This is a genomic window from Neisseria weixii, from assembly GCF_042658245.1.
Classification (GTDB): Bacteria; Pseudomonadota; Gammaproteobacteria; order Burkholderiales; family Neisseriaceae; genus Neisseria; species Neisseria weixii.
In genome coordinates this window covers 15,236-38,672 of record NZ_JBHSPY010000007.1, presented here as the reverse complement: position 1 = coordinate 38,672, position 23,437 = coordinate 15,236, and the positions used below count along the sequence as shown (strand labels likewise).

Genomic DNA, 23,437 nt, shown 5'->3' with positions numbered 1-23,437 from the left:
AGGCCGTCTGAAAACAAGTATATAAAACTTGTTTTCAGACGGTTTTTTTTTGTATCTTCTGTAAAAATTTTTAGGTGTTGCTAAGTAAAGTTCACAGATTGAGACTTTTGCAAAACTCTTTCAAACGCCAGTGCAGTGCACCCAAAACCGACGTCATTCCCGCGCAGGCGGAAAGCCATCTTAAAATTTCAGAAACCTATTTTATTCAATAGTTTACTATGCTGGAAAATAAATTATCACGACACTGGAATATCGCAGTTTTTTTGCACCGGTTTTTAAAGGGACAAAGTTTTCAGCATAGTCATCGGTTTTTCAGCCCAATAGTTCCGCTGCTTAAAGTGATTGGCTTTAGGCCGTCTGGAGTCATAATAAAACCCAGATGGTTAGAATATTGCATTCAGACGGCCTTGTTGTGTAAAAGTTTCTCAGGTAATTACTTAGGGTAAAGATAGGTAAATGATATTTTCAATTTTCCGGGGGGGGGGGGGGTAAACTTTTTTTGCTGAAGGTTGGCATAAATTAACATGATTGATAACATCGCTATAAGGGTATTTTAATATGAACACATTTAATCGAAACGTCAGCAAAATCACCACAGCAATGCTTTTGGCTTTCACTTTAGCAGCATGTGGCGGCGGGGGTGGGGGGAGCAATCATTCGCCGAAAACCGAGAGTACGCCGACGGTAGCTCCAGCTACTGTTAATAATGAAAAAATTTTAGCCGAAGCAAAAGCCAATAAAACATATGCTGTTCTGAGTTTACGTAATGATGTACATAAAGACCTTCTTTCGGAATATGGCCAAGATGGTTATCGTAAGTTAGACAGTTATAGTGTCAACTTAAACGGTAAATCTTATTCTTCAGGTAATATTGATTTGAGCAAGCTGGGTCAAGGGGTTCAGAGAATTGGCGTTACCGAAACGGCCACGGCAACAGTAGGTGGTGCTAAAGCTACTGCCATCCGTAATAATATGCTGCATATTTACCAGCAACCTTATTCAATCGTAGCCGGGGTTGAGGTTAAAGGTGGTGTGGTAAGTGCTCCCGGATTTAGGGGAGTTTTAGATGCAGATGATGTGGATTTTAACACCGTCAAAGGCTATGCCACTCAAACCTTGCCAGCCAGCGGTAAATTCAATTATGTTGGCGATGCGCTGAGCCAAGAGCAAACCGGCCGATTAAATTACACCGTCGATTTTGCAGCGAAAACCGGTAGCGGTTCCATCAGCAATATTGCCGGCGGTATCACGCTGAATGAAGGCCGAATCGGCGCGATGTCCCATATCAATCCTGATAATACATCAATCAGCGGTCACGGTATTTCATCAACAGCACGTTCTAACAGTGGCTTGAGCGGCACCTACAAACTGGGCTTTTTCGGTCCAAATGCAGATGAAGTAGCCGGTGTGGTAACTTCTGACCGTGGCGATGTCGCTTTCGGCGGTAAAAAACAATAACTCTCTTTTAAGGCACAACCTTTAATTTATAGGCCGTCTGAAAAATTTCAGACGGCCTTTTCTGATAATGAATAAAATGATACGGAAAACCTTATTGATTACCGCGTTGTTTGCTTCTGCAACGGCGTATGCGGATGAAAACAAAGTGCTGAATATCCCGCAGGAACCGGTCAGTTTCGACAAACCGGTTGCGTTGCCGTCTGAGCAATGGCCGTCTGAAAACCAATCCCAAGCCCTGCCACAATGGCATGAATTAATTGAAGGGGACGAGCCAGAGCAACAGATTAACAAAGCCTTGCTGACCAAAGATTGGCCAAAACTGGCTGGTTTATTGGCAGAATACGCCACGCAGCCTCAATATGATGAGACACTTTACCGTTATGCCTTGGGCGCGTTGCGGCGAGAACAATCCCGTCATGGCGAAGCAGTTGCGCTTTATCGTGAAATTATGGCAGAAGCACCTGATTTGGTTTATCCGCGTTTCGATTTAGGCGTGATGCTGTTTGAAGATAAGCAGTATCGGGAGGCCGAACAGCATTTGCAAAAAGTACAGTCAGATTTGCCGCCCGCGATGAGTGAGCTTGCCAAACAATATGCCCAAGCGGCAAAAAAAGCACAAGGCTGGCAGCCTGTGTTCCATGTCAATTACGAGCAGACAGACAATGTGAATAATGCGTCGACTGTGCGTCAGGTTGAATGGGAAGGCTTGACTTGGCATAAAACCGAAGACAGTTTGCCGAAAAGCGCTCATGGTATTCGTTATGCGCTGGGTGCAGAACGCAATCTCAACCTGACCGGCAACCACTTTTTTCGTTTCGGAGTGATTGGAAGCGGCGTGCATTATTGGGATGCGCAGGATTATAGTGAACAAACCGTGCGTATAAGCAGCGGTTACCGTCATCAAAAGAGCCGACAAGAATGGGGCATAACCCCATATGTCGAACAAAACTGGTTGGACGACAGCCGTTGTGTATCCAATGCAGGTGTCACGCTTGATTACAATCGTCGCTTAAATGAAAAATAGCGCATGAGCCAATATGTCCAATTTAGTAAAAAGCGTTATCAGGATGAGGATATTGCCGAACGCTACAACAGCAGGGTCACGGCAGCAGGTGCAACGATTAAGTTATCGCATTTCGCCAACCGCGCTAATTTTTGGCGGGGTGAACGGCATAAACGACGACACGAAGGAACGTGAACAGGCTTCTTGGCGATATGGTGTGAATTTAGGCGGTGTCAAACAATTTGAAAACGGCATTGGGTTTCGGGCGAATGCCAGTTATATGAGGCGTGAGTTTAAAGCGCCGTTAGAATTGGTCTACCGTTTTACCCGTCGTGATCACGAATATCAGGCAGGTGCGGCATTATGGTATCGCAAGATTTCATGGCGAGGATTTACACCGCAGTTGAATTTCCGTTATGTCAATATTGATAGTAATATGCCCGCTTTTTATTCGAGAAACAGCAAAGAGTGGTTTATGAGTGTGGAAAAAAATTTTGAAAATCTAAATAATCTTGCCAAATATGCTGTTTCAGACGGCCTAATGTTACTAAATGTTTATTCGAAAACGCAAAATGCTGTTTTATTTGCAATAATGCTTGACTGAGTGCTTGCAAAAAAAGTATAATTCTGCCCTTGTCGGCATGGTGTCGGCAAGTAAGTATTTAACTCAACAGGACGAGAAAGTATGCCAACTATCAACCAATTGGTACGCAAAGGCCGTCAAAAGCCTGTGTACGTAAACAAAGTACCTGCACTGGAAGCTTGCCCGCAAAAACGCGGCGTGTGTACCCGTGTATACACTACCACCCCTAAAAAACCTAACTCTGCATTGCGTAAAGTATGTAAAGTTCGTCTGACCAACGGTTTCGAAGTGATTTCATACATCGGCGGTGAAGGCCACAACTTGCAAGAGCATAGTGTCGTACTTATCCGCGGCGGTCGTGTAAAAGACTTGCCGGGTGTACGTTACCATACCGTACGTGGCTCTTTGGACACTGCAGGTGTTAAAGACCGTAAACAAGCCCGTTCTAAATACGGTGCGAAGCGTCCTAAGTAATTCGGACTTCATTAGGCACGTCGGCCGCCTAGTTTGAAAAAACGGCCGAGTAAGTGAATGTCTTTTTGGGCATTCATGGGAATGGTCCCAACTGAATAGATTTAAAGGAAATTAATATGCCACGTCGTAGAGAAGTCCCTAAGCGCGATGTTCTGCCAGATCCTAAATTCGGCAGCGTTGAGCTGACTAAATTCATGAACGTATTGATGATTGACGGTAAGAAATCGGTTGCAGAGCGCATTGTGTACGGTGCATTGGAGCAAATCGAGAAAAAAACCGGCAAAACAGCAATTGAAGTATTTAATGAAGCTATTGCCAATGCCAAACCTATCGTGGAAGTGAAAAGCCGTCGTGTAGGTGGTGCAAACTACCAAGTTCCTGTTGAGGTTCGTCCTTCACGCCGCTTGGCTTTGGCAATGCGCTGGGTTCGCGATGCGGCCCGTAAGCGTGGTGAGAAATCAATGGATCTGCGATTAGCAGGTGAATTGATTGATGCATCTGAAGGTCGTGGTGGTGCGTTGAAAAAACGTGAAGAAGTACACCGTATGGCCGAAGCCAACAAAGCATTCTCTCACTTCCGTTTCTAATTTAGAAAGGCTAATCAAATGGCTCGTAAGACCCCAATCAGCCTGTACCGCAATATCGGTATTTCTGCCCATATTGACGCGGGTAAAACAACCACGACCGAACGTATTTTGTTCTACACCGGTTTGACACACAAACTGGGTGAAGTGCATGACGGTGCGGCAACGACCGACTACATGGAACAAGAGCAAGAGCGTGGTATTACCATTACTTCTGCTGCAGTGACTTCATACTGGTCAGGTATGGCAAAACAGTTCAAAGAGCACCGTTTCAACATCATCGACACTCCGGGACACGTTGACTTTACCGTAGAGGTAGAGCGTTCCATGCGCGTATTGGACGGCGCGGTAATGGTTTACTGCGCGGTAGGTGGTGTACAGCCTCAGTCTGAAACCGTATGGCGTCAAGCAAACAAATACAAAGTACCGCGTTTGGCGTTTGTAAACAAGATGGACCGTCAAGGTGCCAACTTCTTCCGTGTTGTTGAGCAAATGAAAACTCGCTTGCGCGCAAATCCAGTGCCAATCGTAATTCCGGTTGGTGCCGAAGAAGGCTTTGAAGGCGTAGTTGACCTGCTGAAAATGAAAGCCATTATTTGGAATGAAGCCGACAAAGGCGTAACTTTCGAATACGGCGACATCCCGGCTGATTTGGTTGACACTGCTGAAGAATGGCGTCAAAACATGATTGAAGCTGCTGCAGAAGCCAACGAAGAGTTGATGGATAAATACTTGGGCGGTGAAGATCTGACTGAAGAAGAAATCGTTGGCGCTTTACGTCAACGTACTTTGGCCGGTGAAATTCAGCCTATGTTGTGTGGATCAGCGTTTAAAAACAAGGGTGTTCAACGTATGTTGGATGCTGTGGTTGAGTTACTGCCTGCGCCTACCGATATTCCACCGGTACAAGGTGTGAATCCTTCTAGCGATCTGGCTGATCAACGTGAAGCCAGCGATGAAGCACCATTCTCTGCTTTGGCATTCAAAATGCTGAACGACAAATACGTAGGTAATTTGACCTTTATCCGTGTTTACTCTGGTGTGGTTAAATCTGGCGATACCGTATTGAACTCTGTCAAAGGTACGCGTGAGCGTATCGGCCGTTTGGTACAAATGACTGCTGCTGATCGTACTGAAATCGAAGAAGTACGTGCCGGCGACATCGCTGCCGCTATCGGTTTGAAAGATGTGACCACAGGTGAGACCTTGTGTGCTGAAAATGCACCAATCATCTTGGAGCGTATGGAGTTCCCTGAGCCGGTGATTCACGTTGCTGTTGAGCCAAAAACCAAAGCTGACCAAGAAAAAATGGGTATTGCTTTGAACCGTTTGGCTAAAGAAGACCCTTCATTCCGTGTTCGTACAGACGAAGAGTCAGGTCAAACCATTATTTCCGGTATGGGTGAATTGCACTTGGAAATTATTGTTGACCGTATGAAACGCGAATTCAGCGTAGATGCCAACATTGGTGCACCTCAAGTAGCTTACCGTGAAACCATCCGTAAAGAAGTGGAATCTGAATACAAACACGCTAAACAGTCTGGTGGTAAAGGTCAATATGGCCACGTTGTAATCAAATTGGAACCTATGGAACCAGGAGGTGAAGGCTACGAATTTATCGACGAAATTAAAGGTGGTGTGATTCCTCGCGAATTTATCCCTTCAGTTGATAAAGGTATTCGTGATACTTTACCTAACGGTGTGGTAGCAGGCTTCCCGGTAGTGGATGTCCGCGTACGTTTGGTATTCGGTTCTTCACACGATGTCGACTCGTCTCAATTGGCGTTTGAATTGGCCGCCTCTCAAGCCTTTAAAGAAGGTATGCGTCGCGCTTCTCCAGCATTGTTGGAGCCAATCATGGCTGTTGAAGTGGAAACCCCTGAAGACTATATGGGTGACGTAATGGGTGACTTGAACCGTCGCCGTGGCATTGTATTGGGCATGGATGATGATGGTATCGGCGGTAAAAAAGTACGTGCTGAAGTACCATTGGCTGAAATGTTCGGTTACTCTACCGACTTGCGTTCTGCCACTCAAGGCCGTGCAACTTACTCGATGGAATTCAAAAAATACGCTGAAGCACCTTCGAATGTTGCCGCTGCTGTAACTGAAGCCCGCAAAGGCTAATTAATCAGCCTTTGTAAACAGGCCGTCTGAAATTCTGAATATTGTTTTCAGACGGCCATTGTTCTTTAATTGATCTTTATATGTAAAAGGAATTAGCTCATGGCTAAGGAAAAATTTGAACGTAGCAAACCGCACGTAAACGTTGGCACCATCGGTCACGTTGACCATGGTAAAACCACTCTGACTGCTGCATTGACTACGATTTTGGCTAAAAAATTCGGTGGTGCCGCTAAAGCTTACGACCAAATCGACAATGCACCGGAAGAAAAAGCCCGCGGTATTACCATTAACACCTCTCACGTAGAATACGAAACCGAAACCCGTCACTACGCACACGTAGACTGTCCTGGTCACGCCGACTATGTGAAAAACATGATTACCGGCGCGGCACAAATGGACGGCGCGATTTTGGTGGTATCTGCCGCTGACGGCCCTATGCCGCAAACCCGTGAGCACATCTTGTTGGGTCGCCAAGTAGGTGTACCATACATCTTGGTGTTCATGAACAAATGCGACATGGTTGACGACGAAGAGTTGTTGGAATTGGTTGAAATGGAAATTCGTGACTTGTTGTCAAGCTACGATTTCCCAGGCGACGACTGCCCGATCATCCAAGGTTCTGCGTTGAAAGCGTTGGAAGGCGATGCTGCTTACGAAGCCAAAATCTTTGAATTGGCCGATGCATTGGACAGCTACATCCCAACTCCGGAACGTGCCGTTGACAAACCATTCCTGTTGCCAATCGAAGACGTATTCTCAATTTCTGGCCGTGGTACTGTAGTAACCGGCCGTGTAGAACGCGGTATCATCCATGTAGGTGACGAGATCGAAATCGTTGGTCTGAAAGACACTGCAAAAACCACTTGTACCGGTGTGGAAATGTTCCGCAAATTGCTGGACGAAGGTCAAGCAGGTGACAACGTAGGTGTATTGTTGCGCGGTACCAAACGTGAAGAAGTTGAACGTGGTCAAGTATTGGCTAAACCGGGCTCAATCACTCCGCATACCAAATTCAAAGCAGAAGTATACGTACTGAGCAAAGAAGAAGGTGGCCGTCATACTCCGTTCTTCGCCAACTACCGTCCGCAATTCTACTTCCGTACTACTGACGTTACCGGCGCGGTAACTTTGGAGGAAGGCGTAGAAATGGTAATGCCGGGCGAAAACGTAGCGATTACGGTTGAGCTGATTGCACCAATCGCGATGGAAGAAGGCTTGCGTTTTGCGATTCGTGAAGGTGGCCGTACCGTAGGTGCCGGTGTTGTATCTTCTATCATTGCTTAATAAAGGATATCGATAAATGGCAAATCAAAAAATCCGTATCCGTTTGAAAGCTTATGATTACAGCTTGATTGACCGTTCTGCTCAAGAGATCGTTGAAACTGCTAAACGCACTGGTGCTGTGGTAAAAGGCCCGATTCCTTTGCCAACTAAAATCGAGCGTTTCAATATCTTGCGTTCTCCACACGTGAACAAAACTTCACGTGAACAACTGGAAATCCGCACCCACTTACGCCTGATGGACATCGTGGACTGGACTGACAAAACTACCGATGCGCTGATGAAGCTGGACTTGCCAGCCGGTGTTGATGTAGAAATCAAAGTTCAATAATCATTGCGCTTTTAAAACCGAACGGATAAAACCGTTCGGTTTTATTTTTATATCCGTTTTTATAGAATAATGCCGTCTGAAAGGGAATTGTCGTAATTTTCAGACGGCCTTTTTGATGAAAACGCTAAGTTTTTATTGATATTTTTTTGAAAAGCGGTTTATAATAGCGGACTTGGTACATCTGTGCCAAGTTTTTTATCATTGTCCGAAGACAAGCCAATCGTAGCTTGTCCCTTTACTAAAAGGAAAATAATCATGACTTTAGGTCTGGTTGGACGCAAAGTTGGTATGACCCGCGTGTTTAACGAACAGGGTATTTCTGTTCCGGTAACCGTTTTGGATATGTCTGCTAACCGCGTTACACAAGTAAAATCCAAAGATACTGACGGTTACACTGCCGTACAAGTTACCTTTGGTCAGAAAAAAGCGAATCGTGTCAATAAAACTGAAGCCGGTCACTTTGCAAAAGCAGGTGTTGAGGCTGGTCGCGGTTTGATTGAATTTGCTTTGGCTGAAGAAAAATTGGCTGAATTAAAAGCCGGTGATGAAATCACTGTTTCAATGTTTGAAGCGGGTCAATTGGTTGATGTGACCGGTACCTCTAAAGGTAAAGGTTTCTCTGGTACCATCAAACGTCATAACTTTGATTCTCAGCGTACCTCTCACGGTAACTCTCGTTCTCACCGTGTTCCCGGTTCTATTGGTATGGCTCAAGACCCTGGTCGTGTATTCAAAGGTAAACGCATGGCCGGCCAATACGGCAATACTAAATCAACCGTTCAAAAATTGGAAGTTGTGCGTGTAGACGCTGAACGCCAATTGCTATTGGTTAAGGGCGCGGTTCCTGGTTCGATTAACAGTGATGTCGTGGTACGTCCAAGCGTGAAAGTAGGTGCGTAATGGAATTAAAAGTTATTGACGCTAAAGGACAGATTTCAGGCAGCTTGGCTGTTTCTGATGTTTTGTTTGCTCGTGAATACAATGAAGCATTGGTGCATCAGCTGGTAAATGCGTTTTTGGCAAATGCCCGCTCAGGTAGCCGTTCACAAAAAACCCGTGCTGAAGTAAAACACTCAACCAAAAAACCATGGCGCCAAAAAGGTACTGGTCGTGCTCGTTCAGGTATGACTTCATCTCCGTTGTGGCGTAAAGGTGGTCGTGCATTTCCTAACAAATCTGACGAAAATTTCACTCAAAAAGTGAATCGTAAAATGTACCGTGCCGGTATGGCGACTATTTTGTCTCAATTGGCTCGTGACGAACGTTTGTTTGCAATCGATGCATTGAATGCAAATACACCTAAAACCAAAGAATTTGCTGAGCAAGTGAAAAATTTGGGTTTGGAGCAAGTGCTGTTTGTAACCAAACAGTTGGATGAGAATGTTTACTTGGCTTCACGCAATTTACCGAATGTGCTGGTTTTGGAAGCTCAACAAGTTGATCCTTACAGCTTGTTGCGTTACAAAAAAGTAATCATGACTAAAGATGCGGTTGCACAATTAGAGGAGCAATGGGTATGAATCAACAACGTTTGACTCAAGTGATTTTGGCACCTATCGTTTCTGAAAAAAGCAACGTATTGGCTGAAAAACGTAATCAAATGACGTTTAAAGTATTGGCAAATGCAACGAAACCTGAAATCAAAGCAGCTGTTGAATTGCTGTTTGGTGTAGAAGTTGCTTCTGTGACTACTGTTACCATTAAAGGTAAAACTAAACGTTTTGGTCGTACTTTGGGCCGTCGCAGCGATGTTAAAAAAGCTTATGTAAGCTTGGCTGCTGGTCAAGAGTTGAATTTGGAAGCCGCTGCTGCAGCTGCAGAATAAGGAATATAGAAAATGGCAATCGTTAAAATGAAGCCAACTTCTGCAGGTCGTCGCGGCATGGTTCGCGTAATTGCAGAAGGCTTGCACAAAGGTGCACCTTATGCACCTTTATTGGAAAAGAAACATTCTACTGCCGGTCGTAACCACAATGGTCACATCACCACTCGTCATAAAGGTGGTGGCCATAAACAACACTACCGCGTAGTTGACTTTAAACGTAATAAAGATGGTATCCCTGCAAAAGTAGAGCGTATTGAGTACGATCCTAACCGTACTGCTTTCATCGCTTTATTGTGCTATGCAGATGGCGAACGCCGTTACATCATTGCGCCACGTGGCATTCAAGCGGGTGCAGTATTGGTTTCTGGTGCGGAAGCTGCGATTAAAGTTGGTAATACTTTGCCAATCCGTAACATCCCTGTTGGTACTACTATTCACTGTATCGAAATGAAACCAGGTAAAGGTGCGCAAATTGCACGGTCTGCCGGTGCTTCTGCTGTCTTGTTGGCAAAAGAAGGTGTATACGCTCAAGTACGTTTGCGTTCGGGTGAAGTGCGTAAAATCCATGTTGACTGCCGTGCTACCATTGGCGAAGTGGGTAACGAAGAGCAAAGCCTGAAAAAAATCGGTAAAGCCGGTGCCAATCGTTGGCGCGGTATCCGTCCTACTGTCCGTGGTGTTGTGATGAACCCTGTTGATCACCCTCATGGTGGTGGTGAAGGCCGTACTGGTGAAGCGCGCGAACCAGTTAGCCCATGGGGTACTCCTGCCAAGGGTTACCGTACTCGTAATAACAAACGCACGGATAATATGATTGTTCGTCGTCGTTACTCAAATAAAGGTTAATTAATATGGCTCGTTCATTGAAAAAAGGCCCATATGTAGACCTGCATTTGCTGAAAAAAGTAGATGCTGCTCGTGCAAGCAACGATAAGCGCCCAATTAAAACTTGGTCGCGTCGTTCTACCATTTTGCCTGATTTTATCGGTTTGACTATTGCTGTTCATAATGGCCGTACTCACGTACCTGTATTCATCAGTGATAATATGGTCGGTCACAAATTGGGTGAATTCTCATTGACCCGTACCTTTAAAGGCCATTTGGCTGATAAAAAGGCTAAAAAGAAATAAGGTGAATCATGAGAGTAAATGCACAACATAAAAATGCCCGTATTTCAGCTCAAAAAGCTCGCTTGGTAGCTGATTTGATTCGTGGTAAAGGCGTTGACCAAGCTTTGAATATCTTAACATTCAGCCCTAAAAAAGGTGCGGAGTTGATTAAAAAAGTTTTGGAATCAGCGATTGCTAATGCCGAACACAATAATGGTGCGGACATTGATGAGCTGAAAGTGGTAACTATCTTCGTTGACAAAGGCCCAAGCTTGAAACGTTTTCAAGCTCGTGCAAAAGGTCGCGGTAACCGCATTGAAAAACAAACTTGTCATATTAATGTGACAGTGGGCAACTAAGGAAAAGACTATGGGACAAAAGATTAACCCTACAGGATTTCGCCTGGCGGTAACTAAAGACTGGTCTTCAAAATGGTTTGCTAAAAGCAACGAATTTGCGACTGTATTAAAACAAGATATTGATGTTCGTAATTATCTGCGTGCCCGTTTGGCGAATGCCTCTGTTGGCCGCGTAGTCATTGAGCGTCCTGCTAAATCTGCACGTATTACCATTCACTCGGCTCGCCCAGGTGTAGTTATTGGTAAAAAAGGTGAGGGCATCGAAATTTTGAAACGTGATCTGCAAGCCTTGATGGGTGTGCCTGTTCACGTGAATATCGAAGAAATCCGCAAGCCTGAATTGAATGCACAAATCATTGCAGACGGTATTGCCCAGCAATTGGAAAAGCGCGTTCAATTCCGCCGCGCAATGAAACGTTCTATGCAAAACGCAATGCGTGCTGGTGCCAAAGGCATCAAAATCATGACTTCTGGTCGTCTGAACGGTGCAGATATCGCACGTAGTGAATGGTATCGTGAAGGCCGTGTGCCTTTGCATACTTTGCGTGCAAACGTTGATTACGCGACTAGTGAAGCCAACACTACTTATGGCGTGTTAGGTCTGAAAGTTTGGGTTTACACTGAAGGCAACGATAAAGCTGCCGCAAAACCTGAGCAAGAGAAGAAACAAAGAAAGGCAGGTGGTCGTCATGCTGCAGCCAACTAGACTCAAATACCGTAAACAGCACAAAGGTCGTAACACCGGTATCGCTAATCGCGGTAACAAAGTAAGTTTCGGCGAATTTGGTTTGAAAGCAGTAGGTCGTGGCCGTTTAACTGCTCGTCAAATTGAAGCTGCACGTCGTACGATGACTCGTCACATTAAACGTGGCGGTCGTATTTGGATTCGTGTATTCCCTGATAAACCGATTACTGAAAAACCTATTCAAGTTCGTATGGGTGGCGGTAAAGGTAATGTTGAATATTACGTTGCTGAAATCAAACCAGGCAAAGTTTTGTATGAAATGGATGGCGTACCAGAAGCATTAGCTCGTGAAGCTTTTGAATTGGCTGCGGCAAAATTGCCTATTCCTACAACCTTTGTAGTAAGACAGGTAGGTCAATAATGAAAGCAAATGAATTGAAAGACAAATCTGTTGAGCAATTGAATGCTGATTTGCTTGACTTGTTGAAAGCACAATTTGGTTTGCGTATGCAAAATGCCACTGGTCAGTTGGGTAAACCAAGCGAATTAAAACGTGTGCGTCGCGATATTGCTCGTATCAAAACCATTTTAACTGAAAAAGGTGCTAAGTAATGAGCGTAGAAAAAAATGTTCGTACTTTGCAAGGCAAAGTAGTAAGCGACAAAATGGATAAAACCGTAACAGTATTGGTTGAGCGCAAAGTGAAACATCCTTTATACGGTAAGATTATTCGTTTGTCTTCCAAAGTTCATGCTCATGATGAAAACAATGAGTATGGCATTGGCGACATCGTGGTAATCGCAGAATCTCGTCCATTGTCAAAAACCAAATCTTGGGTTGTTAAAGAGCTGGTTGAGAAGGCGCGTACTGTTTAATTTTTGATACAGTAATGCACTTATTAAGAAACGAAGTCTTGCAGCAAATCTAATTTGCGTGTAAACTTCGTTTCTTATCTTTCAGTTTCTTCTGAGAGTTTCTTCCCGTCGGGATCCAAGACTGGTTTACTAGAACCGAGAAGGTTTCATGTGATAGTAACTTAACTCTAAGTTATGAGTCAGATGAAAAAGGTAAATTAAGTTGGTTAATTTAAAGGTAATAACATGATTCAAATGCAGACCATCTTAGATGTGGCTGATAACTCTGGTGCGCGTCGCGTTATGTGCATTAAAGTATTGGGCGGATCTAAGCGTCGCTATGCTTCGGTTGGCGATATTATTAAAGTTGCAGTTAAAGACGCTGCACCTCGTGGCCGTGTTAAAAAAGGTGATGTATACAATGCAGTAGTTGTTCGCACTGCCAAAGGTGTTCGTCGTCCGGATGGCGCGTTGATTAAGTTTGATAACAATGCGGCTGTATTGTTGAATAATAAGCTTGAGCCTCTAGGTACCCGTATTTTTGGTCCAGTTACTCGTGAATTGCGTACTGAACGTTTCATGAAAATTGTTTCATTGGCACCTGAAGTTTTATAAGGAAAATAAGCGATGAACAAAATTATTAAAGGCGATAAAGTAGTCGTTATTGCTGGTAAAGATAAAGGTAAACAAGGTCAAGTAGCTCGCATCTTGGGTGATAAAATTGTTGTTGAAGGTGTAAACGTAGTTAAGCGCCATCAAAAACCAAATCCTATGCGTGGTGTTGAAGGTGGCATTATTGCTAAAGAAATGCCTCTGGCAATTTCAAATGTTGCGATTTTAAATCCTGAAACCAATAAAGCTGATCGTGTTGGTATTAAATTGATTGAGAGCGAAGGTAAAGTTAAACGCGTTCGTTTCTTTAAATCTAATGGCTCTATCATCGGAGCATAAGGAGATGTCATGGCTCGTTTGAGAGAGTATTATAAAGATACGGTAGTGCCTGAGCTGGTAAAACAGTTTGGGTACAAATCCATTATGGAAGTCCCTCGCATTGAGAAAATTACCTTGAATATGGGTGTTGGTGAGGCTGTTGCTGATAAAAAAGTAATGGAACACGCTGTATCAGATTTGGAGAAAATTGCTGGTCAAAAACCAGTAGTAACTGTTGCACGTAAGTCTATTGCAGGCTTTAAAATTCGTGATAACTACCCTGTAGGTTGTAAAGTAACTTTGCGCCGCGATCAAATGTTTGAATTCTTGGATCGTTTGGTTACTATCGCATTGCCTCGTGTACGTGACTTCCGTGGTGTGAGTGGCAAGTCTTTTGATGGTCGCGGCAATTACAATATGGGTGTACGTGAACAAATCATTTTCCCGGAAATTGAATACGATAAAATTGATGCTTTGCGTGGTTTGAATATCACCATTACGACTACCGCCAAAACTGATGAAGAAGCGAAAGCTTTGTTATCTTTATTTAAATTTCCGTTTAAAGGTTAACCATGGCTAAGAAAGCACTTATTAATCGCGAGCTGAAACGTCAAGCTTTAGCGAAAAAATATGCAGCTAAGCGTGAAGAGATTTTTGCTGTTATTAATGATTCGAATGCTTCTGATGAAGAACGTTTTGAAGCTCGTTTGAAATTCCAAGCAATTCCACGCAATGCAGCTCCTGTACGCCAACGTCGTCGTTGCGCACTGACAGGCCGTCCTCGTGGCACTTTCCGTAAATTCGGTTTGGGTCGTATTAAAATCCGTGAAATTGCCATGCGTGGCGAAATCCCGGGTGTTGTAAAAGCTAGCTGGTAATAGGAGTATTAATAATGAGTATGCATGATCCTATTTCCGATATGTTGACTCGTATCCGCAATGCGCAACGTGCTAATAAAGTATCAGTTGCCATGCCTTCTTCAAAATTAAAATGCGCGATTGCAAAAGTTTTGAAAGAAGAAGGTTATATCGAGGACTTTGCAGTTTCTGCTGATACAAAACCAGTATTGGAAATTCAACTGAAATACTATGCAGGTCGCCCTGTTATTGAGCAAATTAAACGTGTTTCACGTCCTGGTTTGCGTATTTATAAAGCTTCGAGCGAGATTTCAAGTGTCATGAATGGCTTGGGTGTTGCTATCGTAAGTACTTCTAAAGGTGTAATGACTGATCGTAAAGCACGCTCTGAGGGTGTGGGTGGTGAGTTGTTGTGCATCGTTGCCTAGTGGAGAATTATATATAATGTCACGCGTAGCTAAAAATCCAGTGACTGTTCCTGCTGGTGTAGAAGTAAAATTTGGAACAGACACATTGGTTGTTAAGGGTAAAAATGGCGAATTGTCATTTCCTTTGAATTCTGATGTCGATATTAAATTAGAAGACGGTGTGTTAACTTTTGCTGCGGCAAACAATACCAAACAGGCAAATGCAATGTCTGGTACCGCTCGTGCTTTGGTTAATAACATGGTTAAAGGTGTTTCTGAAGGTTTTGAGAAAAAACTTCAATTAATTGGTGTGGGTTATCGTGCTCAAGCTCAAGGCAAAACTTTGAATTTGTCTTTGGGTTTTTCTCATCCAATCGTTTACGAAATGCCTGAAGGTGTTTCTGTTCAAACTCCTAGTCAAACTGAAATCGTTCTGACTGGTGCGGATAAACAGACTGTTGGTCAAGTTGCTGCTGAAATTCGTGCATTCCGTTCTCCTGAGCCTTACAAAGGTAAAGGTGTACGTTATGTAGGTGAAGTAGTGGTGATGAAAGAAGCCAAGAAAAAATAATTGAGGTTCACTAATGAATAAACATGCAACCCGACTCCGTCGTGCACGCAAAACCCGTGCCCGTATCGCGGACTTGAAAATGGTAAGATTATGCGTGTTCCGCACCAATAATCATATTTATGCTCAAGTAATTAGTGCTGAAGGTGATAAAGTATTGGCTCAAGCCTCTACCTTGGAATCTGAAGTACGTAGTAGCTTAAAATCAGGCAGCAATGTTGAAGCAGCTGCATTGATTGGCAAACGTATTGCAGAAAAAGCAAAAGCAGCAGGTGTAGAGAAAGTTGCTTTTGACCGTTCCGGTTTCCAATATCACGGCCGTGTAAAAGCATTAGCTGAAGCTGCTCGTGAAAATGGTTTAAGCTTCTAAATATTTGGAGACTTTCAGATGGCAAAACATGAAATTGAAGAACGCGGTGACGGCTTAATCGAAAAAATGGTTGCCGTAAACCGTGTAACAAAAGTCGTTAAGGGCGGCCGTATTATGGCTTTCTCTGCACTGACTGTAGTAGGTGATGGCGATGGCCGCATCGGTATGGGCAAAGGCAAATCTAAAGAAGTGCCTGTAGCCGTTCAAAAAGCAATGGACCAAGCTCGTCGCTCTATGATTAAAGTGCCTTTGAAAAATGGTACGATTCATCATGAAGTAATTGGTCGTCATGGTGCTACCCGTGTATTTATGCAACCTGCAAAAGAGGGTAGCGGTGTCAAAGCTGGTGGTCCAATGCGTTTAGTATTTGATGCAATGGGCATCCACAACATCTCTGCTAAAGTACATGGTTCTACCAATCCTTACAACATTGTACGCGCTACATTAGACGGCTTATCAAAATTGTATACTCCTGCTGATATTGCTGCTAAACGTGGTTTGACAGTAGAAGATATTTTAGGAGCTGGTCATGACTGAGCAGAAAAAAATCAAAGTTACTTTGGTTAAAAGTTTGATTGGTACTATTGAATCTCACCGTGCTTGTGCACGTGGCTTAGGCTTACGTCGTCGTGAGCATACCGTTGAGGTTTTGGATACCCCTGAAAACCGTGGTATGATTAATAAAATCAGCTACTTGTTGAAAGTGGAGTCTTAATATGTTTTTGAATACTATCCAACCAGCTGAAGGTGCAACCCATTCAGCACGCCGTGTTGGTCGCGGTATTGGTAGTGGTTTAGGTAAAACCGGTGGTCGTGGCCATAAAGGCCAAAAAAGCCGTTCCGGTGGCTTTCATAAAGTAGGTTTTGAAGGCGGTCAAATGCCTTTACAACGTCGTTTACCTAAGCGTGGCTTTAAATCTTTGACTGCTTCAGCAAATGCAGAAGTACGTTTAAGTGAGTTGGTTTTGGTTGCGGTATCAGAAATTGACTTGTTGGTATTGAAACAAGCAGGTTTGGTTCCTGCAAATGCTACTAATGTAAAAGTAATTGCTTCTGGTGAAGTTTCAAAAGCTGTTACTTTAAAAGGCATTAAAGCAACTAAAGGCGCACGAGCAGCAATTGAAGCTGCCGGTGGTAAAGTTGAAGAATAAGGCTTAAATTACAGTGGCTAGTCAACAATCTTCCTCAGGTTTATCTAAATTTGGAGACTTGAAAAAGCGTCTATTGTTCTTAATCGGGGCATTGGTCGTTTTCCGTATTGGTGCTCATATTCCAGTGCCGGGTGTAGATGCTGTTGCATTGGCTAAGTTATACGAAAGCGCTGGAAACGGTATTCTGGGAATGTTAAATATGTTCTCAGGAGGCTCGTTAGAGCGCTTTAGTATATTTGCAATCGGTATTATGCCGTATATTTCAGCTTCGATTATTGTGCAGCTTGCTTCTGAAATACTTCCTTCCTTGAAGGCGCTGAAAAAAGAAGGCGAGGCTGGGCGTAAAATCATTACGAAATACACGCGGTATGGTACTGTGTTGCTGGCTATTCTGCAAAGTTTTGGTGTAGCAACCTTCGTTTTTCAACAAGGTATTGTCGTTGCAAATCAGTTGGAATTTTATATCTCAACAGTAGTGTGTTTGGTTACCGGTACCATGTTCTTAATGTGGTTGGGCGAGCAAATTACTGAAAGAGGTATCGGCAACGGTATTTCATTGATTATTACTGCGGGTATTGCTGCCGGTATTCCGGCAGGGATTCTCCAGCTCTGGACATTAACCAGCCAAGGTGCGATGAGTATGTTGATGGCGGTGTCTATTGTAATCGGTGCATTTTTGCTGATTTATATTGTGGTTTATTTTGAAAGTGCGCAACGTAAAATTCCTGTTCATTATGCCAAACGACAATTTGGTCATGTTGGGCAAGGTCAAAATACGCATATGCCTTTCAAATTAAATATGGCTGGAGTTATTCCGCCAATTTTCGCTTCTAGTATTATTCTGTTCCCTTCTACCTTGTTAAGTTGGTTTGGTTCAAACAATACAGATAGTATGTTGCATAAAGTTGCTGCCATGCTCCAACATGGTCAACCGCTTTATATTCTGATATTTGCAGCAACGATTATTTTCTTCTGTTATTTTTATACGGCATTGGTATTCAGCCCGAAGGAAATGGCGGAAAATTTGAAAAAGAGTGGGGCTTTTGTACCAGGTATTCGCCCAGGTGATCAAACCTCTAGATACTTAGAGAAGGTAGTATTGTATTTAACCCTTTTTGGTGCTTTATACATTACCATCATCTGTTTGATTCCTGAATTCTTAACGACGGCATTAAATGTACCTTTCTATTTGGGCGGTACTTCGCTATTAATTTTGGTTGTGGTAACGATGGATTTTAGTACACAAATTAATTCCTATCGTATGACCCAGCAATATGAAAGCCTAATGAATCGACCCGATATGAAATCATTATCACGTAAGTAAGACTATGGCTAAAGAAGATACCATACAAATGCAAGGCGAAATTCTTGAAACTTTGCCGAATGCAACATTCAAAGTTAAACTCGAGAACGACCATGTGGTTTTAGGTCATATTTCCGGAAAAATGCGTATGCACTACATTCGAATTTCTCCGGGTGATAAAGTAACCGTTGAGTTAACGCCTTATGATTTAACCCGTGCTCGTATCGTATTCAGAGCAAGATAGACTGTATAAAGGAAAAAAAATGCGTGTACAACCTTCTGTAAAGAAAATTTGCCGTAACTGCAAAATTATTCGTCGTAATCGCGTAGTTCGTGTGATTTGTACTGATCCACGTCACAAACAACGTCAAGGTTAAGAGAGCTTATTTCTCTTAATTTGATTTTGTGGTATAGTGACACACTTTGCCCTAAAAGGAAAAAATATGGCTCGTATTGCAGGGGTGAATATCCCTAATAATGCCCATATCGTTATTGGCTTGCAAGCTATTTACGGTATTGGTGCGACTCGTGCTAAATTGATTTGCGAGGCTGCAAGTATTGCTCCTACCGTAAAAGCAAAAGATTTGGACGAGGCTCAATTGGACGCTTTGCGTGAACAAGTTGCTAAATATGAAGTTGAAGGTGACTTGCGCCGTGAGGTAACGATGAGCATCAAACGATTGATGGATATGGGTTGCTATCGCGGCTTCCGTCATCGTCGTGGCTTACCTTGTCGCGGTCAACGCACTCGCACAAATGCACGTACCCGTAAAGGTCCGCGCAAAGCGATTGCCGGTAAGAAATAATTTTTAAGGAATTTTAAGGAAATTGATTAATGGCTAAAGCAAACACAGCTTCGCGTGTACGTAAAAAAGTACGTAAAACCGTAAGCGAAGGTATTGTGCATGTCCATGCATCTTTTAACAATACCATCATTACAATCACTGACCGTCAAGGCAATGCATTGTCTTGGGCTACCTCTGGCGGCGCTGGTTTTAAAGGTTCACGTAAAAGTACACCGTTTGCAGCTCAAGTAGCTGCAGAAGCAGCTGGTAAAGTTGCCCAAGAGTATGGCGTTAAAAATTTAGAAGTTCGCATTAAAGGCCCGGGTCCAGGTCGTGAATCTTCTGTACGTGCGCTCAACGCTCTTGGTTTCAAGATTACCAGCATTACCGACGTTACCCCGTTGCCTCATAACGGTTGCCGTCCACCTAAAAAACGTCGTATTTAATATTGGAGTGATTTGAAACATGGCACGTTATATTGGCCCTAAATGTAAATTAGCACGCCGTGAAGGTACAGATCTGTTTTTGAAGAGTGCACGTCGCTCTTTAGAGTCAAAATGCAAAATGGATTCTGCACCAGGTCAGCACGGTGCTAAAAAACCACGTTTGTCAGACTATGGTCTGCAATTGCGTGAAAAACAAAAAATTCGTCGTATCTACGGCGTATTAGAACGTCAATTCCGTCGTTATTTTGCAGAAGCTTCACGCCGCAAAGGTTCTACTGGTGAATTGTTGCTGCAATTGTTGGAATCTCGTTTAGACAATGTTGTATACCGCATGGGCTTCGGCTCTACTCGTGCAGAAGCCCGTCAATTGGTTTCTCACAAAGCGATTACCGTTAACGGACAAGTTGTGAATATCCCTTCTTTCCAAGTTGAAGCCGGTGATGTTGTAGCTATCCGCGAGAAAGCTAAAAAACAAGTACGCATCCAAGAAGCTTTGAGTTTGGCAACTCAAATTGGTTTGCCTAGTTGGGTTTCAGTTAATGCAGATAAATTGGAAGGTGTATTCAAAAATATGCCGGATCGCTCAGAATTGACTGGCGATATTAATGAACAGCTGGTGGTAGAGTTCTACTCTAAATAATGCTAGCTCAGTGAGGGACAGTTAAATGCAAAATAGCACAACCGAATTTTTGAAACCTCGTCAAATTGATGTAGATACTTTATCTACCACACGTGCAAAAGTTTCAATGCAGCCGTTTGAACGTGGTTTTGGTCACACTTTAGGTAATGCTTTGCGTCGTATCTTACTGTCATCCATGAATGGTTTTGCACCAACTGAAGTGGCTATTACTGGTGTGTTGCATGAATATTCTACTGTTGACGGTGTTCAAGAAGATGTTGTAGACATTTTGTTAAACATTAAAGGTATCGTATTTAAGTTGCACGGTCGTAGCCAAGTTCAGTTGACTTTGAAAAAATCAGGTGCCGGTGCAGTGATTGCTGGGGACATCGAATTACCGCATGATGTGGAAATTTTGAATCCAGAGCACGTGATTTGCCACTTATCCAATAATGGCCAAGTGGAAATGGAAATCAAAGTTGAGCAAGGCCGTGGTTACCAATCTGTTTCAGGTCGTCGTGTTGTTCGCGATGAAAACAAACAGATTGGTGCGATTCAGTTGGATGCGAGTTTTTCGCCCATCAGCCGTGTTAGCTTTGAAGTTGAACCTGCACGCGTAGAGCAACGTACCGACTTGGATAAATTGGTTTTGGATATCGAAACTGATGGTTCTATTGACCCGGAGGAGGCTGTACGCAGTGCCGCACGTATTTTAATTGATCAAATGTCTATCTTTGCTGATTTGCAAGGTACACCGGTTGAAGAGGTTGAAGAAAAAGCCCCTCCAATCGATCCTATCCTGTTACGTCCGGTAGATGATTTGGAATTAACTGTACGTTCAGCTAATTGTCTGAAAGCTGAAGATATTTATTATATTGGCGATTTGATTCAACGTACTGAAACCGAGCTTCTCAAAACTCCGAATTTGGGTCGTAAATCTTTGAATGAAATCAAAGAAGTGTTGGCCTCTAAAGGTCTAACATTAGGTTCAAAATTAGAAGCTTGGCCGCCTGTAGGCTTAGAAAAGCCGTAAGTTTGAAGATTAAAGGATAATGACATGCGTCATCGTAATGGTAACCGCAAATTAAACCGTACCAGCAGCCATCGCGCTGCGATGCTGCGCAATATGGCAAATTCTTTGTTGACTCACGAAACTATCGTGACCACTTTGCCTAAAGCAAAAGAATTGCGCCGCGTGGTAGAGCCCTTGATTACTTTGGGTAAAAAACCTTCTTTAGCAAACCGTCGTTTGGCATTTGACCGTACTCGTGATCGCGATGTAGTGGTTAAATTGTTTGACGAATTGGGTTCACGTTTCGCTGCCCGTAACGGCGGCTATGTTCGTGTACTAAAATACGGTTTTCGTAAAGGTGACAATGCGCCTTTGGCGTTGGTGGAATTGGTTGACAAAGCAACTGAAGCAGCTGAATAAACCACACAAAATTGAAAACACCATCTATTTATTTTAAATAGATGGTGTTTTCTTTTTAAATACTGTTTGGGATATTTTGATGCTTGAATCAGCTTTGAAATATTTTTCATAAGGAGAGACCTTTGCAACCTCCCCCTAAGAAAAATCTCTAAATTCCTCCAGCAAGAATTGAGAGGATTTTTCACCATGTCTGGTTTCTTCTATCATTCAACATAAACCCTTATAGCCAATATATGACCGTTTTCCTTTGTTCAAAATACTCCGACTTCTTGATTGGCAAGCAATTGAACAAAGACTTGTCAGTCATAAAACCCGCTATATACGCGACAACGGTGGTCGTCTTACGGATCCGTTGTTGCCGATGTTTCGTGCGGTTTTGCTCGGGCATAAGCACAATCATGAATTTTGAGAGAAAGTCAGCTAGCAGACGGCATTATGCGTAAAGCGCATCGTGGTAAACCTTTGGGGCGTGAAGAGATTGAGCGTAATAAAGATCTCGCGAGAATCCGTTATCGGGCGGAATAGAATTTTGCCATTTTCCCCCGTATATTTTAGGTGTAAATGGGCGAGTTACTTTGGACTGGAAAAGGCCTAAGGGCAAATGGGTTTGAAAGTGATTTGTTTGAATTTGTTGAAAGCAGCGAACAGGCTAAAGTTTGTTGCGTCTATTGCTGCCTGAAAAGGTGGTGGGCTACTTGAAAAAGTGGCTGCTTGGATAGAGTATGCGTATTAATTTTGTTTTATTTTCTGTTTAAACAATAAAAACCTCCAAAACAAGTAGATTGTTTTGGAGGTTTTTTAAAGGTCTAGGCCTGAGAGAGGTTTGTAAAATATTGGATTTGAGTACAGTTTGAGGTGAGAATGGTCAAGAGAAGTGCAGATACATCACAGTTAGGCGAGTTTTCGGGCAGCCCATACCGGAAAATGTGCCAAAGATAAGAAGCATAAAAACGATTCCGTTCCAATTCTAGCTTTCAATACGGCTGTTACCCATTGGCTTTGATTGATTTAAGCCATTTTGATAAATCATGTTGTGGGTTCATTAAGCCATAGCGCTCAAACGCATCCAAAATCACCAGTTGCGCGTCGTTCATCATTACATCACTCAACATCGCCTCTATGACCTGATTAATCTTCATTAATTCAAATCCGGCCACTTCACCGTCTTGATTTTCAGGAACGACATCGCTGGATAATACCGTGTCGAAGATATAGAGAATTTCATTATGCAAACCGCGGGAAACGGAACGCAGGCTGTGTAATTGATTCTGCAGTTTTAGATGTTGCAGATGATGAGGTGATAATCCTGCTTCTTCTTCGCTCTCGCGCAGTATGGTTGCAGTAATATCTTCACCACAGGATACGCCGCCACCGACCAAATTATCGAGTTTATTCGGATCAACGGCTTTATGCTCGCTTCTGCGGCCAATCCACAGCTGCCATTCACCGTCTTTAAAAGTGAAACCATTTAAATGCACCGCTTTACTCATCAAGCCTAACGGGCGGAATGCGGCACGTTCGAGTGTGAACAAGATGCTATCTTGATAGCAAACATCAAAACGTTCATCGCGCCATCCATGCAATATGCCCAGTTGCTTCCAGTCATGCGCCATGTGTTGAAGCGCATCGCCTAGGCTCAGCCAGTTGTCTGCACATAAATGCATGCCGTCTGAACGCATTTCCCATTCGCCTTGCCAATCTTTTTCAATTTGCGCCTGCCATTGCCCATTCAGACGGCCTAAGGCTAAGCCGTTCAGCCATAAAGTTTGCCATGAGCCATGCAAACCATAATTGGTCTGCGCCCATTGCCACAATTTATCTTGGGTTGTATCGTCTAAAACATGAACAAATTGAGGAGCTGCAGACATATTGTTTCACCTTATCATTTGTGTTTCA

At 43.3% G+C, this 23,437-nt stretch carries 37 protein-coding genes; 36 read left to right on the top strand and 1 reads right to left on the bottom strand.

Translation table 11 applies throughout. The features are described from left to right. The first annotated feature begins 558 nt into the window (after positions 1-558). From ACFPVS_RS05505 to rplQ, 36 genes are all read left to right on the top strand, one after another. Positions 559-1,458 carry a factor H binding protein domain-containing protein gene (locus ACFPVS_RS05505; protein ID WP_378595477.1) on the top strand — a complete coding sequence of 300 codons (900 nt, stop codon included), beginning with the start codon at positions 559-561 and terminating at the stop codon, positions 1,456-1,458. A gap of 76 nt (positions 1,459-1,534) precedes the next feature. Then, positions 1,535-2,482, top strand: a complete 948-nt coding sequence (locus ACFPVS_RS05500; protein ID WP_378595476.1) for a surface lipoprotein assembly modifier — start codon at positions 1,535-1,537, stop codon at positions 2,480-2,482. Between the two features lie 13 nt (positions 2,483-2,495). Then, positions 2,496-3,065, top strand: coding sequence for a surface lipoprotein assembly modifier (locus ACFPVS_RS05495; protein WP_378595475.1), 570 nt, complete (start codon positions 2,496-2,498; stop codon positions 3,063-3,065). Between the two features lie 81 nt (positions 3,066-3,146). Further along, entirely contained in the window at positions 3,147-3,518 is a 372-nt protein-coding gene (gene rpsL, locus ACFPVS_RS05490; RefSeq protein WP_002218431.1) for a 30S ribosomal protein S12, read from the top strand. A 116-nt stretch (positions 3,519-3,634) separates the two neighbouring features. Further along, positions 3,635-4,105, top strand: coding sequence for a 30S ribosomal protein S7 (rpsG, locus tag ACFPVS_RS05485; RefSeq protein WP_049249334.1), 471 nt, complete (start codon positions 3,635-3,637; stop codon positions 4,103-4,105). Positions 4,106-4,123: 18 nt separating this feature from the next. Then, positions 4,124-6,229 (top strand): elongation factor G, encoded by a 2,106-nt coding sequence (gene fusA, locus ACFPVS_RS05480; RefSeq protein WP_096294493.1) that lies wholly within the window; start codon positions 4,124-4,126, stop codon positions 6,227-6,229. 99 nt (positions 6,230-6,328) lie between these two features. After that, positions 6,329-7,513 carry an elongation factor Tu gene (gene tuf / locus ACFPVS_RS05475; protein ID WP_096294484.1) on the top strand — a complete coding sequence of 395 codons (1,185 nt, stop codon included), beginning with the start codon at positions 6,329-6,331 and terminating at the stop codon, positions 7,511-7,513. 16 nt (positions 7,514-7,529) lie between these two features. Then, entirely contained in the window at positions 7,530-7,841 is a 312-nt protein-coding gene (gene rpsJ / locus ACFPVS_RS05470) for a 30S ribosomal protein S10 (RefSeq protein WP_002642322.1), read from the top strand. A gap of 255 nt (positions 7,842-8,096) precedes the next feature. Then, positions 8,097-8,741: a 50S ribosomal protein L3 gene (rplC, locus tag ACFPVS_RS05465; protein WP_096294494.1), complete on the top strand. Its 645-nt coding sequence runs from the start codon at positions 8,097-8,099 to the stop codon at positions 8,739-8,741. Next, entirely contained in the window at positions 8,741-9,361 is a 621-nt protein-coding gene (gene rplD / locus ACFPVS_RS05460; protein WP_096294495.1) for a 50S ribosomal protein L4, read from the top strand. Before rplC ends, rplD begins: the two co-directional genes overlap by 1 nt. After that, positions 9,358-9,666, top strand: a complete 309-nt coding sequence (gene rplW / locus ACFPVS_RS05455) for a 50S ribosomal protein L23 (RefSeq protein ID WP_198345309.1) — start codon at positions 9,358-9,360, stop codon at positions 9,664-9,666. The genes rplD and rplW overlap by 4 nt, the downstream gene beginning before the upstream one ends. 12 nt (positions 9,667-9,678) lie before the next feature. Next, positions 9,679-10,512: a 50S ribosomal protein L2 gene (gene rplB / locus ACFPVS_RS05450; RefSeq protein WP_096294497.1), complete on the top strand. Its 834-nt coding sequence runs from the start codon at positions 9,679-9,681 to the stop codon at positions 10,510-10,512. A 5-nt stretch (positions 10,513-10,517) separates the two neighbouring features. Then, positions 10,518-10,796 (top strand): 30S ribosomal protein S19, encoded by a 279-nt coding sequence (gene rpsS / locus ACFPVS_RS05445; protein ID WP_002215422.1) that lies wholly within the window; start codon positions 10,518-10,520, stop codon positions 10,794-10,796. An 8-nt stretch (positions 10,797-10,804) separates the two neighbouring features. Continuing rightward, complete coding sequence (gene rplV, locus ACFPVS_RS05440) at positions 10,805-11,134, top strand: 50S ribosomal protein L22 (RefSeq protein ID WP_096294498.1); 330 nt, start codon at positions 10,805-10,807, stop codon at positions 11,132-11,134. Between the two features lie 10 nt (positions 11,135-11,144). Then, complete coding sequence (gene rpsC / locus ACFPVS_RS05435; RefSeq protein ID WP_096294499.1) at positions 11,145-11,840, top strand: 30S ribosomal protein S3; 696 nt, start codon at positions 11,145-11,147, stop codon at positions 11,838-11,840. Further along, entirely contained in the window at positions 11,824-12,240 is a 417-nt protein-coding gene (gene rplP / locus ACFPVS_RS05430) for a 50S ribosomal protein L16 (RefSeq protein ID WP_096294500.1), read from the top strand. Before rpsC ends, rplP begins: the two co-directional genes overlap by 17 nt. Then, positions 12,240-12,431 (top strand): 50S ribosomal protein L29, encoded by a 192-nt coding sequence (gene rpmC, locus ACFPVS_RS05425; protein ID WP_019272314.1) that lies wholly within the window; start codon positions 12,240-12,242, stop codon positions 12,429-12,431. Before rplP ends, rpmC begins: the two co-directional genes overlap by 1 nt. Next, entirely contained in the window at positions 12,431-12,694 is a 264-nt protein-coding gene (gene rpsQ / locus ACFPVS_RS05420; protein ID WP_095502532.1) for a 30S ribosomal protein S17, read from the top strand. Before rpmC ends, rpsQ begins: the two co-directional genes overlap by 1 nt. 225 nt (positions 12,695-12,919) lie before the next feature. Further along, positions 12,920-13,288, top strand: coding sequence for a 50S ribosomal protein L14 (gene rplN, locus ACFPVS_RS05415; RefSeq protein WP_002215434.1), 369 nt, complete (start codon positions 12,920-12,922; stop codon positions 13,286-13,288). A 12-nt stretch (positions 13,289-13,300) separates the two neighbouring features. Beyond that, positions 13,301-13,624 (top strand): 50S ribosomal protein L24, encoded by a 324-nt coding sequence (rplX, locus tag ACFPVS_RS05410; protein WP_095502533.1) that lies wholly within the window; start codon positions 13,301-13,303, stop codon positions 13,622-13,624. A 9-nt stretch (positions 13,625-13,633) separates the two neighbouring features. After that, the gene (rplE, locus tag ACFPVS_RS05405; protein ID WP_096294501.1) at positions 13,634-14,173 is read left to right on the top strand and encodes a 50S ribosomal protein L5; all 540 of its coding nucleotides are present in this window, start codon (positions 13,634-13,636) and stop codon (positions 14,171-14,173) included. A 2-nt stretch (positions 14,174-14,175) separates the two neighbouring features. After that, positions 14,176-14,481: a 30S ribosomal protein S14 gene (gene rpsN, locus ACFPVS_RS05400; RefSeq protein WP_096294502.1), complete on the top strand. Its 306-nt coding sequence runs from the start codon at positions 14,176-14,178 to the stop codon at positions 14,479-14,481. Positions 14,482-14,495: 14 nt separating this feature from the next. Next, the gene (gene rpsH, locus ACFPVS_RS05395; RefSeq protein WP_096294503.1) at positions 14,496-14,888 is read left to right on the top strand and encodes a 30S ribosomal protein S8; all 393 of its coding nucleotides are present in this window, start codon (positions 14,496-14,498) and stop codon (positions 14,886-14,888) included. Between the two features lie 16 nt (positions 14,889-14,904). Beyond that, positions 14,905-15,438: a 50S ribosomal protein L6 gene (rplF, locus tag ACFPVS_RS05390; RefSeq protein WP_096294504.1), complete on the top strand. Its 534-nt coding sequence runs from the start codon at positions 14,905-14,907 to the stop codon at positions 15,436-15,438. Positions 15,439-15,451: 13 nt separating this feature from the next. Further along, a complete protein-coding gene (gene rplR / locus ACFPVS_RS05385; RefSeq protein WP_095502537.1) occupies positions 15,452-15,805 on the top strand; it encodes a 50S ribosomal protein L18 in 354 nt (117 codons plus the stop codon). A gap of 18 nt (positions 15,806-15,823) precedes the next feature. Beyond that, entirely contained in the window at positions 15,824-16,342 is a 519-nt protein-coding gene (gene rpsE, locus ACFPVS_RS05380) for a 30S ribosomal protein S5 (protein WP_095502538.1), read from the top strand. Continuing rightward, positions 16,335-16,520, top strand: a complete 186-nt coding sequence (gene rpmD / locus ACFPVS_RS05375; RefSeq protein WP_003684808.1) for a 50S ribosomal protein L30 — start codon at positions 16,335-16,337, stop codon at positions 16,518-16,520. The genes rpsE and rpmD overlap by 8 nt, the downstream gene beginning before the upstream one ends. A gap of 1 nt (position 16,521) precedes the next feature. Next, positions 16,522-16,956 carry a 50S ribosomal protein L15 gene (gene rplO / locus ACFPVS_RS05370; protein ID WP_096294505.1) on the top strand — a complete coding sequence of 145 codons (435 nt, stop codon included), beginning with the start codon at positions 16,522-16,524 and terminating at the stop codon, positions 16,954-16,956. 13 nt (positions 16,957-16,969) lie between these two features. Continuing rightward, positions 16,970-18,280 carry a preprotein translocase subunit SecY gene (gene secY / locus ACFPVS_RS05365; protein WP_096294506.1) on the top strand — a complete coding sequence of 437 codons (1,311 nt, stop codon included), beginning with the start codon at positions 16,970-16,972 and terminating at the stop codon, positions 18,278-18,280. A 4-nt stretch (positions 18,281-18,284) separates the two neighbouring features. Further along, on the top strand, positions 18,285-18,503 hold the full coding sequence (infA, locus tag ACFPVS_RS05360; protein ID WP_003684714.1) for a translation initiation factor IF-1: 219 nt from the start codon (positions 18,285-18,287) through the stop codon (positions 18,501-18,503). A gap of 19 nt (positions 18,504-18,522) precedes the next feature. Beyond that, positions 18,523-18,636 (top strand): 50S ribosomal protein L36, encoded by a 114-nt coding sequence (gene rpmJ, locus ACFPVS_RS05355; protein WP_003697674.1) that lies wholly within the window; start codon positions 18,523-18,525, stop codon positions 18,634-18,636. A 66-nt stretch (positions 18,637-18,702) separates the two neighbouring features. Beyond that, a complete protein-coding gene (rpsM, locus tag ACFPVS_RS05350) occupies positions 18,703-19,065 on the top strand; it encodes a 30S ribosomal protein S13 (protein WP_096294507.1) in 363 nt (120 codons plus the stop codon). Positions 19,066-19,094: 29 nt separating this feature from the next. Next, positions 19,095-19,490 carry a 30S ribosomal protein S11 gene (rpsK, locus tag ACFPVS_RS05345; RefSeq protein WP_002216249.1) on the top strand — a complete coding sequence of 132 codons (396 nt, stop codon included), beginning with the start codon at positions 19,095-19,097 and terminating at the stop codon, positions 19,488-19,490. 19 nt (positions 19,491-19,509) lie between these two features. Then, a complete protein-coding gene (gene rpsD, locus ACFPVS_RS05340; RefSeq protein WP_096294508.1) occupies positions 19,510-20,130 on the top strand; it encodes a 30S ribosomal protein S4 in 621 nt (206 codons plus the stop codon). Positions 20,131-20,155: 25 nt separating this feature from the next. Next, the gene (locus tag ACFPVS_RS05335) at positions 20,156-21,142 is read left to right on the top strand and encodes a DNA-directed RNA polymerase subunit alpha (RefSeq protein WP_096294509.1); all 987 of its coding nucleotides are present in this window, start codon (positions 20,156-20,158) and stop codon (positions 21,140-21,142) included. Between the two features lie 24 nt (positions 21,143-21,166). Beyond that, positions 21,167-21,541, top strand: coding sequence for a 50S ribosomal protein L17 (gene rplQ, locus ACFPVS_RS05330; protein WP_096294510.1), 375 nt, complete (start codon positions 21,167-21,169; stop codon positions 21,539-21,541). 986 nt (positions 21,542-22,527) lie between these two features. Here rplQ and ACFPVS_RS05325 read toward each other — a convergent pair. Continuing rightward, positions 22,528-23,409 (bottom strand): NUDIX hydrolase, encoded by an 882-nt coding sequence (locus ACFPVS_RS05325; RefSeq protein WP_096294511.1) that lies wholly within the window; start codon positions 23,407-23,409, stop codon positions 22,528-22,530. Positions 23,410-23,437: the final 28 nt, after the last annotated feature.